Source organism: Streptomyces sp. NPDC006134, from assembly GCF_040628835.1.
GTDB lineage: Bacteria > Actinomycetota > Actinomycetes > Streptomycetales > Streptomycetaceae > Streptomyces.
The window spans coordinates 41654-55107 of the sequence record NZ_JBEXTV010000040.1; the positions used below are offsets into that span (position 1 = coordinate 41654).

Genomic DNA, 13454 nt, shown 5'->3' on the forward strand with positions numbered 1-13454 from the left:
GACATCCGGACAAGGTTCCGCCGAGCTCTTGACAAGTCCACGAAAGGGAGACCCGGAGAAGGGCGAGCGGACCCGAGGATGTCCGCATCCTGAGACGCGCCGCAGATCTTCCTGTCGGAGCGATCGATCACCGGAAGGGTTCGGTCGCGTTGTACCGACCTGTTGGGGTTCGAGGTGGCACCCGTTATCCGATTTTGACATGACGAGCCCCCTGAACGGCTCAGTCCGAATGGCAAGATGCCGTCATCACACGAGGTCGCGACACTCGAAGGTGTGTGCGCCAGTCGACCGCCGTGTGCTCCCGTCGGCCCACGGCACGGCACCCGCCGGGCCCGCTCGGCGGGCGCCCCGTCCCATCGGCACGTCCACCCATCCGCCGGAGGAACCACCATGACCGCACGCTCCACCCGTCGTACGACCGCAGCGCACTCCCGGACAGCAGTGGTCGGTGCGATCGCGGTCGCAGGCGCCCTGCTGCTCACCGGATGCGGTGACCAGACCAAGAACACCAAGGACAAGGAGTCCGGCGGCACGAACGCGTCGGCGGACGCGGCTCCGCTCGCCGGCAAGCTGCCGCAGGCCATCCGCGACAAGGGCGTCATCAGGGTCGGTTCCGACATCGCCTACGCCCCGGTCGAGTTCAAGGACGGCTCCGGCAAGGTCGTCGGCATCGACCCGGACCTCGCCGCGGCGCTGGGCAAGCAGCTCGGCGTGAAGTTCGAGTTCCAGAACGCCACGTTCGACACCCTCATCGGCGGGCTCGCCTCCAAGCGCTACGACATCGCCATGTCGGCCATGACCGACACCAAGGAGCGCCAGGAGGGCATCGACGAGGACACCGGCAAGAAGGTCGGCGCGGGCGTCGACTTCGTCGACTACTTCACCGCGGGCGTCTCGCTCTACACCAACAAGGGCGACGACCAGGGGATCAAGACCTGGGACGACCTGTGCGGCAAGACCATGGCCGTGCAGCGCAACACCTTCTCCCACGACCTCGCCAAGGAGCAGGCGGACAAGTGCGAGAAGGACGGCAAGAAGGCCCTGAAGATCGAGGACTTCGCGACCAACCCCGAGGCCGAGACCCGGATGCGCTCCAAGGGCGCGGACGTCGTCTCCGCCGACTTCCCGATCGCCGCGTACTCCGTGAAGAACTCCGGCGGCGGCAAGTACTTCCAGATCGTCGGCGACCAGGTCGAGGCGGGCCCGTACGGCATCGCCGTCGCCAAGGACAACACCCAGCTGCGGGACGCGCTGCAGGCGGCCGTCCAGGCGGTCATCGACAACGGCGAGTACAAGAAGATCATCGACAAGTGGGGCGTCGCGGACGGCGCGGTCACCGAGGCCAAGATCAACGGCGGCTCCTGACCCGCCCCGTTCGTCCCGGCCCGAAAGGTTCCACCCGTGACTGTCGACGTCAGCAAGACGAACGGTCCCGACGCGACGCCCCCCGCCGGACCGGAGGCCATCAAGGCCGTACCGGTCCGGCACCCGGGGCGGTACGTGTCCGCGGCCGTCGCACTCGCCCTCCTGGGCGCGGTCGTCTACGCCTTCGCCCAAGGCAAGATCAACTGGGGTGCGGTCCCCGACTACTTCTTCGACGACCGCATCCTCGACGGTGTCTGGAACACCTTGCTGCTCACGGTGCTGTCGATGGCGATCGGCATCGCCGGCGGCGTCCTGCTCGCCGTGATGCGCCTGTCGAAGAACCCGGTGACCTCGTCGGTCGCCTGGTTCTACATCTGGTTCTTCCGCGGTACGCCGGTCCTGGTCCAGCTCTTCGTCTGGTTCAACCTCGGCCTGGTGTTCGAGTACATCAATCTGGGCCCGATCTACAAGGACTACTGGTCGTCCTTCATGACGCCGCTGCTGACGGCGCTGCTCGGCCTGGGGCTCAACGAGGCCGCGTACATGGCCGAGATCTGCCGCGCCGGTCTGCTCTCGGTCGACGAGGGCCAGACGGAGGCCTCGCACGCGCTCGGCATGAGCCACGCGAAGACGCTGCGCCGGATCGTGATCCCGCAGGCGATGCGGGTGATCGTGCCGCCCACCGGCAACGAGGTCATCAACATGCTGAAGACCACCTCGCTGGTCTCGGCGGTGCAGTTCGCCGACCTCTTCAAGCAGGCCCAGGACATCGGCCAGAACGCGGGCTCGACGGTGGAGATGTACTTCCTCGCCGCCGCCTGGTACCTGATCATGACCTCGGTCCTGAGCGTCGGGCAGTACTACGTCGAGCGGTACTACGCCCGCGGCTCCAGCCGCACCCTGCCGCCGACGCCGCTGCAGCGCTTCAAGGCCGCCGTTCTTCCCACGCGCCGCCCGAAGGGGGTCACGGCATGACGCAGTCCTCCCCCGCCATGGTCAAGGCCGAGGGCGTCCACAAGTCCTTCGGCCAGGTCGAGGTCCTCAAGGGCATCGACCTGGAGGTGAAGCCGGGCGAGGTGTTCTGCCTCATCGGCCCCTCCGGCTCCGGCAAGTCGACCTTCCTGCGGTGCATCAACCACCTGGAGAAGATCAACGCCGGCCGCCTGTACGTCGACGGCGAGCTGGTCGGCTACCGCCAGAAGGGCGACCGGCTCTACGAGCTCAAGGACAGCGAGGTCGCCCTCAAGCGCCGGGACATCGGCATGGTCTTCCAGCGCTTCAACCTGTTCCCGCACATGACGGCCGTCGAGAACGTCATGGAGGCGCCGGTGCAGGTCAAGGGCGTGAGCAAGGCGCAGGCCAAGGAGCACGCGATGCAGCTCCTGGAGCGCGTGGGCCTGGCCGACAAGGCCGGCAACTACCCCTCGCAGCTCTCCGGCGGCCAGCAGCAGCGCGTGGCGATCGCCCGGGCGCTGGCCATGGAACCCAAGCTGATGCTGTTCGACGAGCCGACCTCGGCCCTGGACCCGGAGCTGGTCGGCGACGTCCTCGACGTCATGCGCGACCTGGCCGAGACCGGCATGACGATGGTCGTCGTCACCCACGAGATGGGCTTCGCCCGGGAGGTCGGCGACAGCCTGGTCTTCATGGACGGCGGCGTGGTCGTCGAGTCCGGCAACCCGCGCGACGTCCTGACCGACCCGCAGCACGAGCGGACGAAGGCGTTCCTGTCCAAGGTGCTCTGACGGCACCGGCGGCGAGGGGCGGTACGGGAGATCCGTACCGCCCCTTCCCTCTCCCCGTTCCCCTGGCTCAGGGCAGCAGCTCCGGCCGCAGCGCCAGCTCACGCAGCTGCGCCCGGGTCAGGGGGAACGTCTTGAGCAGCGGGCCCTGCTCGCCGGTGCCCCGGAAGCCCGTGGAGTCACGGATGTCCAGTACCGTGCCGTCCTTCAGGAGCAGGCGCGCGGCGAGCTCCGGTCCCCACTGGGGCCGCCCTCCGTCGTCGGGGTCCTGGACGGACTCCCAGACGGACAGCCGGGACCCGTCGGGCAGCCGCTCGGTCGTGCAGTCCCGCCGGTCGGCTCCGCCGTCGACGGTGCACGGGTCCTCGGCCGGGTCCGTCTTCCACGGGGCCCCCGGGGCGCGTACCCGGACGACGAGGTACCCGGTCCCGCCGTTCCGTTCGACGGCGTACTCCCCGTCGTAGGGCCCCACGTCCTCGGGCGGCTCCGCGTCGGGCACCTGCTTGATCAGGCGCGGCAGCGACACCTCGCGCACCTCGCCGGTTCCCGGGGGCAGCAGCCCGGCGAATCCGGCGGCGCCGGTGCCGGTGCCGCCGCCGGCCGGTGACGCGGCCACGTTCCCTCCCGACGGGCCGGGCAGTACGCCGGACCCCAGGACCACCGCCGCCGCGACCGCCGCCGCGGCGGCCCCGGTCACCGCCGCGCGGCGCCGCCGGCGCAGTCGTGCCGCCCGGGCGAAGACGGCCTCGCTGCCGCGCCCGGCCGGCACCGGGACCGTCTCGACGGCCCGGCCCAGCAGCGCGCGCACCTCACCGCCGTCCTCCCCCGTCCCCCACTCGCTCATACGTGCTCCTCCCGCACCGCGGCCCTCAGCGCCGCCAGTCCCCTCGCCGTGTGGCTCTTGACCGTGCTCTCCCGCATCCCGAGCAGCTCGGCGGTGGCGGCCACGCTGAGGTCCTCCCAGTAGCGCAGCACGAGCACCACCCGCTGTTTGGGCGCGAGCCCCGCGAGAGCGGTCCGCACCATCAGCCCGGTGTCGCTGTCCACCAGGTGCGCCGGGCGGTCCGGCACATCGCCGTACGCCTGCTCCCGCCGCCAGAACCGGCGGCGGGCCGAGATGTACGTGTTGACCAGCGTCCTGCGCGCGAAGGCCTCGATGTTCTCCAGCCGTCCGTGCCGGCGCGCGCCGAGAACGACCTTCACCAGCGTCGTCTGGACGAGGTCCTCCGCCTCGTCGCGGTTGCCGCACAGCAGATAGGCACTGCGGAACAGCGCCGTGCGTCTGCCCTCGACGAAGGCGTGCAGAGCCGCTTCTGCGCCCCGCGTCATCCCTCCCCCTTCCCGGCCCACCGGGTACGGACCGTCTCACCCCTTCCAGTGCGTTGGGGGGCCGGACAGGACGCGGAAGAGGCGGCACGGATTTCTCCGTACCGCCTCGTGACCGTCGAACAGGGGGCGTCCGGGACCGGGTTTGCTCGGAACTGGGGTTGCCCGGGACCGGGTTACTTGAGGGCGAGCAGCAGGGTGTCGGACGGGGAGCACCACACCGGCCGCACCTCGCCGAAGCCCTTCTCGCGCAGCACGCGCGCGTGCCACGCGGCGGACGGCATGTCGCCGTCGGCGTGCTCGCCGTAGATTTCGAAGCGCCGGGCCGTCGGTCCGGCGAGGACCGGGTCCTCGGCCGCGAGCTGCCACCACTCGGCCCAGTCGAGGGCGCCGTCCCGCCTGGCCTGTTCCATGCGCGCGTGCCGCTGGGCGCGCTCGGCCTCGTTGATGCGGGGCGTCGTCTCGTCGATCATGTGGTCCGCGTTCATGAAGACACCGCCGTCGCGGACCAGCTCCGCGACCCGGCCGTAGAGGACGGTGAGGGGTTCCCGGTGAAGCCAGTGCAGCGCGGTCGCGGTCAGCACGGCGTCGTACGTGTCGTGCGGCAGCTTCGCCGTCCAGTCGGGGTCCTTGAGGTCGGCGGTGACCAGCGTGACCCGTTCGTCGCCCGCGAAGGTGCCCCGGGCGATGGCGAGCAGGGCCGGGTCGAGGTCGACGCCGGTGCTGGTGGCCTCCGGGAACCGCGCGAGCAGCCGGGCCGTGATGCTTCCCGTGCCGCACGCGAGGTCCAGCACGCGCGGGGCGGGGCCGACGAGGGCCTCGACCATGTCGAGCATGATCCGGAAGCGTTCCTCGCGGTCCGGCATGTACCACTCCTGCTGCCGGTCCCAGCTCTCCTGCCAGGCCTGCCAGTCGGCGGCGGCCGTGGTGGTGTCCGCGTCCGTCATCGAACCTCCCTCACCTAGGTCACGTAATACCCTGGAAGCGCGTTCGGCTGTTACCGAGCGCAGGCACGACCATAGAGCCCCTCCGTAAGGACTACAAGTGGAACTGGCCTATTACTCGGATTACGCCGTACGCCTCGTCAACACGGAGGAACCGATCCGGGGCAAGGACTCCCTGACCTCGGTCGAGGCCGTCCGCGGACTCTTCGGCGAGAACCGGTCGGCGGCCCGGCGCGCCACCGACGCCGACGTCACCCGCTTCCGGTCGGTCCGGGCGCGGCTGCGGGCGGTCTTCGAGGCGGCGGACGGCGGCGACGAGACCCTCGCCGTGGACCTGCTCAACTCCCTGCTGCTGGAGTTCCCGGTGAGCCCGCAGATCTCCGGCCACGACTTCCGCGACGACGACGGCCGCCCCCTGTGGCACATGCACCTGGCGGACCACCCGTCGAACGCCACCGCCGGTTACACCGCCATCGCCGCGATGGGCCTGGCCTTCCACCTGACGGAGTACGGCGTGGACCGCCTCGGCCTGTGCCGGGCGACCCCCTGCCGCAACGCCTACCTGGACACCTCCACCAACCGCTCCCGGCGCTACTGCTCCGACCGCTGCGCCACCCGCGCCAACGTGGCGGCCTACCGCGCCCGCAAACGCCTGGAGGCGGACCGGCCCGACAGCACGGGCCTGACGGCCGACAGCGCCCAGCCGACCAGCGCGAACGGGGAGCGCTGAGCGGGCTTGCGCGGCCGGAAGCGGAAGCGGACCCGGCCGAGCACCAGCTCCTCGGGGACGACCCCGTAGTCGGTGCTGTCCCCGCCCGCGTAGGCGTTGTCCCCGAGCACCCACCAGCCGCCCTCGCGCCGCTCGGCGGCCCGCTTGACGACGAGCAGGTCCTGCTGGAAGGGATGCCGCAGCACGACCACGTCACCCGGCCTGACCCGGGCGCCCCAGTGCACCAGGAGCCGGTCCCCGTGGTACAGCGTGGGCACCATCGACGGCCCCGTCACCTCGGCCGGCCCGAACGGCAACGCACCCCTCGGGCGTTCGGTCCCCTGCGACAGCTCCGGCATCACCCGGCACCTCCCCGGTCTTTCCTCCACCAGTCCCAGTCTCACCCCGGACTTTTGTCCTAAGCCCACGGGGGCACCCGCGAAAACACGTCTCCCAGGGAGTAATGTCCCCCCTGAGAAGACGATCACGAGGAAGGATTGCTCCATGCTTTCCCGCCTGTTTGCCCCCAAGGTCACGGTCAGCGCGCACTGCGACCTGCCCTGCGGTGTGTACGACCCGGCCCAGGCCCGCATCGAGGCGGAGTCGGTGAAGGCCGTCCAGGAGAAGATGGCCGCCAACGACGACCCGCACTTCCAGGCGCGTGCCACGGTCATCAAGGAGCAGCGCGCGGAGCTCGCCAAGCACCACGTCTCCGTGCTGTGGAGCGACTACTTCAAGGCTCCGCACTTCGAGAAGTACCCGGAGCTGCACCAGCTGGTCAACGACACCCTGAAGGCCCTGTCGGCCGCCAAGGCGTCGACCGACCCGGCCACCGGCCAGAAGGCGCTGGACTACATCGCCCAGATCGACAAGATCTTCTGGGAGACCAAGAAGGCTTGATCGCAGCCTAGGCTGCCTGACCTGCGCTTTCGCAGTCGCGCTGCTTAGCTGTCCGCACCCGGTCCGCAGGCCGCCGAGCACGGCGTCCGTGACGGCCCGGGTGCGGTCTTCTTCGCCCGGCCACAGGTGCACGTAGATCCGCAGCGTGATGACGGCGGACGCGTGCCCGAGGACCATCCGCACCTGCTTGACGCTCGCGCCGCCGGCGATGAGCGCGGAGGCGTAGAAGTGCCGCAGGTCGTGGGTGACCATGTGCGGCAGCTCGACGGCCTTACGGCCCTCGCGTCCGGCGACCCCGTTCCCGGCCCGCCCGAAGCGCTTTTCGAGCCCCATTCCACTCGGCCCTCCACCGCCGATGGTCGAGCGGCTCCCTCTCCTCCATCGTGAACAGCCACTCCTTGGGCGGGACGCGCGGCGAGGAGCGCGTCGGCGACGACCTCGCCTACCGGGACCGTACGCCGGGACTTGGCAGTCTTCGGCGGGCCGATCTTCCCGGGCTGGAGCCGCTGCCGCTCGACGCGGATGGTGCCGGCCTTGAAGTCGACGTCCGACACCTTCAGGCCGAGCAGTTCACCGATGCGCAGCCCTGATCCGGCCAGGGTGACGATCGCCGCGCGGATGTACGGCGGCATCACCCGCGCCATCGCCTCGGCCTGCTCGACCGCGGGCGGGGTGACTTCCTCGTCCGGCCTGGCCGGGAGGGTGATCCGGCGGCACGGACTGGAGGCGATGGCCTTGTCGTCCACGGCCGCTGTCATGACGCGTACGAGGACGTCGTAGACGTTCCGCACACTGCCGGGGCCGAGCTGGCCGGACAGGTGCTTGAAGAGCACCTGTCTGTCGTTGCGGCATATCGCCGCCATGGAGCGGACACCCAGCGCCGGTGCGGGGTGGAGCCGGAGCGCGTTGTCGGTGATGCGCTCGCCCGCCTCGCTCGCGATGAGCGGGCCTTCCCACTTCTCGGCGTACTTCTCGAACGTCACGCGGCCGGTGCGGAAATCAACGTACTGGCCGGTGACCATGCTGGCCGTGACCTCGTCGAGCCAGCACTGGGCGTCGAGCTTCCGCTCGAAGTGGCGGGCGTGCTCTTTGCCGTCGAGGTCGCGGTAGCGGGCCCGCCATTTACCGTTGGAGGCCGCCGTCCGGTTCATCTTGACGCCGGCTCCAAGAGCCCTCACGGAAACCGCCGTACACGAGTTGTACGAAGAGACCGGCCTGACCGTGAAGCCGGAGGCCTTCAAGGTCGCCCACATCATTCACGGCGCCGGGGGCGTCGAAGCGCCCAACGGCTTCCTCACCGTCGTCTTCGCCGCCCATGAATGGACCGGCGAACCCGAAAACCGCGAGCCGCGCAAACACGCCCATGTCCGCTGGGTCGACGCGGACACCATCCCTGAGAACTTCGTCGGCACCACAGCCGGCGCCCTCCACTGCCACCTGAGTGGCCGGCCGCAGGTCTCCCTGGACGGCTGGAGCTGGTGCCGAGCATCGCACGCCGCACGGCCTGGGCAGCCTCCTGCCCCGGCCGGCTCACGAACCACACGTCGATCTCCGGCGGACTCCCGCCCCGGCGATCGGCCGGTCTGCTCGTACACCGTCACCCCCGGCCACGGGCCTGCTCATCCGCCACGACCGTGAAGTTCTTCCTGAGCACGGCGGCCTTCACTTTGTCATGGAGAGGCAAAGCCGTCCTGCTGTCCTCTTGCCTCCATGCCTCCGCTTTCGAGCGCGGACCGACACGCGCCGCGAGTCCCTTCATCCGAACGCCCCGGCAGAACCCTTGTCGAGGGAGTTGTGAGGCGGCTGCCATGCGCCGGCTCAGCGTCTGAGGGCCTCCACGGGCTGGATGCGGGACGCCCGCCAGGCGGGGTACAGCCCGGCCAGCAGTCCGGTGGCCAGGCCGATAGCGGGCGCCGCCGCGACCGTGGCGGGGTGAACTACGGGCGTCCAGTCCCGGACGAGGGCCACCGTCACCACGGTGAGCACGCCGATCGAGGTGCCGACCAGTCCACCGAGCGCGCCGAGCACGCCCGACTCGGCGAGGAACTGCGCCGTGATGTGGCGTCCCCGGGCGCCGAGCGCCCGCCGCAGGCCGATCTCCGCAGTGCGCTCAAGCACTGCCACCAGGGTGGTGTTGGCGATGCCCACGGCGCCGATCACCAGGCAGATCGCGGCGAGCACGAGGAACAGCTGGCTCAGATCGCTGCTCACGCTGCCGCGCAGAGCGCGCGGATCCGGCGGGGGCACCGCCTTGAGGTACTCCGGGTGATCGGGGCGCAGCGCGGTGGGGGCCTCGTCCGCGATCTGGCGGGCCGCGCCGAGATCGGTGGCGATCAGCATGGCGGCGCCCTCGTCCGGTGGTCCCCACATGCGCATCGCCGTACGGTGCGGGACGACCACGGACAGCAGCAGGTCCGCCTTGCGCTCGGTACCGCCGATGATGCCTGCGACCGTGAACGGCTGGTCCCCGATGAACACCGCCGGACGGGTCTGCAGCGTGGTAATGCCCAGCCGGGCGGCGACGCCGCGGCCGATGACGGCGATCGGCTGGGACCTCTGCGCGGCGTAGTCGTCGTAGAGCCGGCCCTCGACGACCGAGGCGGCGGCGGCCCGCAGCACGCCGGGAGACGCTGCCACCACCTCGACGTACTCGCTGTCGGCCGCTCCGCCCGGTCCGGTCACGGGTGCTGAGCGGACGGCAGTGGTCGGCGGCAGGTTCACCGGCCAGTACACCCCGGCGTCACGTACTCCGGCGAGCCGCTCGATGCGCGCTTCGGCGTCGTCCGGGAAGGCGGGACCGGCGAACTCGTTGTGTTCCCGGGCCACGTCCTGGACGGTGACCTCCGTCGCTGTCAGGGCGTTGAAGCGCGCATCGATCTGCGAGGAAGCGGTGGCGGTCAGGCCCAGGATCGCCACGAAGGCGCCCACGCCGAGCACCGTCCCGAGCGCGGTGAGCGCGGAGCGGGCCGGCCTCTGCAGCATCCCGGCGAGAGCCTCGGCCAGCAGGTCCCGCCACCCGAACACCGACGGCGGCACCAGGAGTCCACGGCGACGGATCACGATCGTGCTCCCGTCCTGAGCGGTACGGCAGGAGGTGTCTCCTCCAGTACCCCGTCCCGGATTGCGAGGGTACGGCCGCCTTGAGCAGCGACCTCCGGGTCGTGGGTGATCACGACGATGGTCATGCCGTCCTCATGCAGCTCTCTCAACAACGCCATCACGGAACGGGCGTTGGCCGTGTCGAGGTTTCCGGTCGGCTCGTCGCACAGCAGCACCGACGGGCGGGCTACGAGGGCCCTCGCGACGGCGACGCGCTGCCGCTCGCCGCCGGACAGCGTGGTCGGGACGGCATGGGCCCGGTCCCCGAGTCCGACGCGTTCCAGCGCGGCAAGAGCGCGGCCGTCGCGCTCCTTGCGCGGCACGCCGTTGTAGAGCATGGCGAGCGCGACGTTCTCCAGGGCGCTGCGGTGCGGCAGGAGATGGAACGCCTGGAAGACGAAGCCGAGACGACGCCCGCGCAGAGCTGTGAGCTCGGTGTCCTTCAGTGCCCCGGTGTCGATGCCGTCGAGGAGGTACGTGCCGGTGGAGGGCGCGTCCAGCAGGCCGAGAATATTGAGGAAGGTGGACTTGCCGGATCCCGAAGGGCCCACCACGGTCAGGAAGGATCCTGCGGTCACGGTGAGCCGGCAGGGCTTCAGGGCCTCGACCGGCGGCGTTCCGGGGTAGGTGAGACCGACGTCCCGGAATTCGATGACCGGCGGGCGATCGTCGGGCGGGAGCGCCGGGGCGTCGAGCGTCATGTCCCGTCGCCGACCGTTCCTGTGGAGCCGTCCGTCGTGGCGTGGGCGATTCCGGTGACGACCTCGTCACCCGCTCGAAGCCGGCCGCCGCCGAATGGGGTGACGGCGACGTAGCCGTCTCCGGTCGTGCCGGGGCGTACCTCGACCCGGCGCCGGTCGCCGGAGCCGGTGACCACGGTGACCACCGTCCTGCCGTCGCTCCCGGAGCTGAGTGCGGTGATGGGCACCACGAGCGCCTTCGTCCCGGTGGAGGCCGCCTCGATGGTGAGTCGTACGTCCTGCCCGGTGAGGCGTTCGTCCAGCGGGCGGTCCGGAACCACCTCCACCAGGTAGCCGGACGTCTCGGGTCCGGTCTGCGCCCCCTCCGCCTCATTCTGAGGCGGCTCGGTGGGGGTTGCAGCGACCGAGGCGACCCGTGCCGAGGCGGTCACGCCGGTCAGCTCGGAGTGGATCTCCACCCGCTGCTGCGGGCGCAGCAGCCCCTTCTGGTACTCGGGCACGTACGACTGGACGAGCAGCCGTCCCGCCGACACGGTGAGCGAGGTCTGCGCGGCCTCACTGCCGACCTTCCCCTGCACGGCGTCAAGTCGTCCCGGGAAGCTGCCGAGGTAGACGACCTCGCCGGCGGGAAGCATGGGACCCGAGGCGGCCTCGGCCTTCGCCAGTGCCTTTCGGGCGGCGGCCAGGTCCTCGGCTGCTCGGCGCACGGCACGGTCGGAGTCGCTCCTGCCGCCGGCCGCTCCGCTCTGGCCCGCGTCCGCGCCCGTGCCCGCCTCGCGTGCGTCCTCCAGAGCCCGTTCGGCCTGCTTCACGGCCTCCTGGGCAGCGGTGAGCGCCGCGCCCTCGTCGTCCTGTGCGGGCAGCGGGTCATAACCGACGGCGGCGTAGAGCGCCGCGAGAGCGGTCTTGGTACCGGCGCCGAAGAAGCCCTTCCTGTCCTGACCCGTCTGGTGGCCGAGACGCCCGAGAGCGGTCTGCAACTGGCGTACGTCGTCGCCGGACGCGCCCGGGCGCAGATCCCGATACGAGGGCAGCGAGCCCTGCAGGGCGATGACCGGCCGTCCGCTCACCTCGACGAGGACCTTGCCGTTCCGCACGGCCTCGCCCTGGCGCACGGGGAGCCGCGTCACCACCGGGGCCGTGACCCCCTCGCCCGCCCCGACCTGTGGTTTGATCCGCAGGGACTGTTCGGCCGTCACCTGGCCGCGGGTGATGACGGAGGTGACCAGCACGCGGTGCTCCACCGGGGCGGTGAGCACATCGGCCCGAGGCGGGCCCGCGTCAGCGGCGGCCTGCGCCGGCGACTTGACGGTGCCGGCGACCAGTACCCCACCGACGGTCAGGGCCAGCGCCGTACCGGCGACCGCCAGCGCCCACCGCCGACGCCGCGCCACGTCACTGCGCGGTGCCGGTTTCGCCGCGTCCTCCTGGCGTCCGGTCATCCGCTCACCCGCCGAGCACGCCGCTGTCGGAACCGGCCCCGGGCGCACACGAGCGCTGGGCGGCCCGCAGCCGATCCATCCCCTTGCTCTGGACGCTGGCCGGGAGACGGGTGTCGCCGGTCTCCGGATCGGGGTCGGGGTAGTCCGCGAACCCCTGCCTGCGCATGCAGGCGCTGAACGCCTTGCTCGCCGCCAGCGTCTTCGCGGACGGCTTCTCGTCGCGCCGTGGTGGCACCCGGTCCTTGCAGGCGGCTTCGGCGCGGGTCAGGGAATCGGGGTCCTTGGCGGTCGCGTCCTTGTCCACCCGGAGCTGGCCGTCGTCCCGCCGCTCCAGGGTGACGCCGTGCTGCTCGAGGCAGCCGAAGTAGGCCACCTCCTGACTGCTTGGCGCCGGGGAGTCGCTCGCCTCGGGCGTCCCGGAACCGGAACACCCGACGGCAACGGCCGCGAGGAGCACCGCGGCGGCGGCGCGACGGCCACGGCGCGAAACCGTGCGCACGTCATACATGGACAGACCCCCAAGATCCCGAACAAGAGAGGAAGAAAGCCACAGAAGGTGGCAGACAGTCACGCGGTCCGCCGAGGTCGTCCACCAGAAGGATCCATTACCCCGACGACATCTTCGCGATCATCCCATAGGTGTGAAGAACAGAAAACCCTAGACATGACTTCCTCAACTCCCGTCTAATTGACCCCGTTTGGGTCCGACAGCCCTCGGAACCGGGTCACTCACGTGGGGGGTTTCCATGAACAACAGCACCACTGTGCGCCGGCTCTCCAGAATGGCGCTGGCCGTGACAGCCGTCGCCGGCATCGGTCTCGCGTCGGCTCCGAGCGCATCCGCCCTCACCAAGGACGGTGCGCTGGAGGCGTACGAGTTCGGCCTGTACTACAACTCCGGTCAGCTCGGCTGCGTCTTCGACCTCGCGAACTCCGACTGGAACTTCTCGGGTGACACGTTCTGGAAGGTGAGCGGCACCTGCAACGGCATCGGCCAGAGCACCAACGACAACACGGCCTCCTACCGCAACCGTGACAACGAGACGTGGTGGGTCTACACGGACGCCGACGGCGACGGCGCGGAAGGCACCCTGCCCGCCGGCTACGCCGGTGACGCCAGCAGCACCTTCAAGAACGAGATCTCCTCGGCGTTCCCGTACGACGCCCACTGATCGCCACGACGGTGCACGTGGCGGGCGGCGCAACGGGGTCCCTGCGCGCCGCCC

General features: G+C 70.6%; 14 protein-coding genes and 2 pseudogenes. 7 read left to right on the forward strand and 9 right to left on the reverse strand.

The features are described from left to right. Positions 1-390: 390 nt before the first annotated feature. The 3 genes from ABZ340_RS24460 to ABZ340_RS24470 are packed head-to-tail and all read left to right on the forward strand — an operon-like array spanning position 391 to position 3110. The gene (locus ABZ340_RS24460; protein ID WP_358783953.1) at positions 391-1365 is read left to right on the forward strand and encodes an ABC transporter substrate-binding protein; all 975 of its coding nucleotides are present in this window, start codon (positions 391-393) and stop codon (positions 1363-1365) included. Between the two features lie 36 nt (positions 1366-1401). Further along, positions 1402-2340: an amino acid ABC transporter permease gene (locus tag ABZ340_RS24465; RefSeq protein WP_358783954.1), complete on the forward strand. Its 939-nt coding sequence runs from the start codon at positions 1402-1404 to the stop codon at positions 2338-2340. A 17-nt stretch (positions 2341-2357) separates the two neighbouring features. After that, the gene (locus ABZ340_RS24470) at positions 2358-3110 is read left to right on the forward strand and encodes an amino acid ABC transporter ATP-binding protein (RefSeq protein ID WP_358783984.1); all 753 of its coding nucleotides are present in this window, start codon (positions 2358-2360) and stop codon (positions 3108-3110) included. 67 nt (positions 3111-3177) lie between these two features. Here the strand turns inward: ABZ340_RS24470 and ABZ340_RS24475 are convergent, their stop codons facing one another. The 3 genes from ABZ340_RS24475 to ABZ340_RS24485 form a co-directional block, all read right to left on the reverse strand. Further along, the gene (locus tag ABZ340_RS24475) at positions 3178-3951 is read right to left on the reverse strand and encodes a hypothetical protein (RefSeq protein WP_358783955.1); all 774 of its coding nucleotides are present in this window, start codon (positions 3949-3951) and stop codon (positions 3178-3180) included. Then, positions 3948-4436: a sigma-70 family RNA polymerase sigma factor gene (locus ABZ340_RS24480; protein ID WP_358783956.1), complete on the reverse strand. Its 489-nt coding sequence runs from the start codon at positions 4434-4436 to the stop codon at positions 3948-3950. The genes ABZ340_RS24475 and ABZ340_RS24480 overlap by 4 nt, the downstream gene beginning before the upstream one ends. A gap of 173 nt (positions 4437-4609) precedes the next feature. Beyond that, on the reverse strand, positions 4610-5380 hold the full coding sequence (locus ABZ340_RS24485) for a class I SAM-dependent methyltransferase (RefSeq protein ID WP_358783957.1): 771 nt from the start codon (positions 5378-5380) through the stop codon (positions 4610-4612). A gap of 97 nt (positions 5381-5477) precedes the next feature. Between ABZ340_RS24485 and ABZ340_RS24490 the strand changes: the two genes are divergently transcribed. Then, the gene (locus ABZ340_RS24490; protein WP_358783958.1) at positions 5478-6107 is read left to right on the forward strand and encodes a CGNR zinc finger domain-containing protein; all 630 of its coding nucleotides are present in this window, start codon (positions 5478-5480) and stop codon (positions 6105-6107) included. Here ABZ340_RS24490 and sodX read toward each other — a convergent pair. Continuing rightward, a complete protein-coding gene (sodX, locus tag ABZ340_RS24495; RefSeq protein ID WP_358783959.1) occupies positions 6011-6445 on the reverse strand; it encodes a nickel-type superoxide dismutase maturation protease in 435 nt (144 codons plus the stop codon). The genes ABZ340_RS24490 and sodX overlap by 97 nt on opposite strands. Positions 6446-6590: 145 nt before the next feature. On the opposite strand from sodX, the gene sodN reads away from it, so the two are divergent. Beyond that, positions 6591-6986: a superoxide dismutase, Ni gene (gene sodN / locus ABZ340_RS24500; protein ID WP_358783960.1), complete on the forward strand. Its 396-nt coding sequence runs from the start codon at positions 6591-6593 to the stop codon at positions 6984-6986. Positions 6987-6993: 7 nt separating this feature from the next. Here sodN and ABZ340_RS24505 read toward each other — a convergent pair. Further along, positions 6994-8137 (reverse strand): annotated as a pseudogene (locus ABZ340_RS24505) (site-specific integrase). Between the two features lie 22 nt (positions 8138-8159). Between ABZ340_RS24505 and ABZ340_RS24510 the strand changes: the two are divergent. Next, positions 8160-8459 (forward strand): annotated as a pseudogene (locus tag ABZ340_RS24510) (NUDIX domain-containing protein); the annotation flags it as partial. 345 nt (positions 8460-8804) lie between these two features. Here the strand turns inward: ABZ340_RS24510 and ABZ340_RS24515 are convergent. The 4 genes from ABZ340_RS24515 to ABZ340_RS24530 are packed head-to-tail and all read right to left on the reverse strand — an operon-like array spanning position 8805 to position 12601. Beyond that, the gene (locus tag ABZ340_RS24515; protein ID WP_358783961.1) at positions 8805-10046 is read right to left on the reverse strand and encodes an ABC transporter permease; all 1242 of its coding nucleotides are present in this window, start codon (positions 10044-10046) and stop codon (positions 8805-8807) included. Continuing rightward, on the reverse strand, positions 10043-10786 hold the full coding sequence (locus tag ABZ340_RS24520; RefSeq protein ID WP_358783962.1) for an ABC transporter ATP-binding protein: 744 nt from the start codon (positions 10784-10786) through the stop codon (positions 10043-10045). Before ABZ340_RS24520 ends, ABZ340_RS24515 begins: the two co-directional genes overlap by 4 nt. Continuing rightward, positions 10783-12228, reverse strand: coding sequence for a peptidoglycan-binding protein (locus tag ABZ340_RS24525; protein ID WP_358783963.1), 1446 nt, complete (start codon positions 12226-12228; stop codon positions 10783-10785). Before ABZ340_RS24525 ends, ABZ340_RS24520 begins: the two co-directional genes overlap by 4 nt. A 4-nt stretch (positions 12229-12232) precedes the next feature. Then, the gene (locus tag ABZ340_RS24530; RefSeq protein ID WP_358783964.1) at positions 12233-12601 is read right to left on the reverse strand and encodes a hypothetical protein; all 369 of its coding nucleotides are present in this window, start codon (positions 12599-12601) and stop codon (positions 12233-12235) included. 373 nt (positions 12602-12974) lie between these two features. On the opposite strand from ABZ340_RS24530, the gene ABZ340_RS24535 reads away from it, so the two are divergent. Next, a complete protein-coding gene (locus ABZ340_RS24535; protein ID WP_358783965.1) occupies positions 12975-13400 on the forward strand; it encodes a peptidase inhibitor family I36 protein in 426 nt (141 codons plus the stop codon). Positions 13401-13454 lie beyond the last annotated feature (54 nt).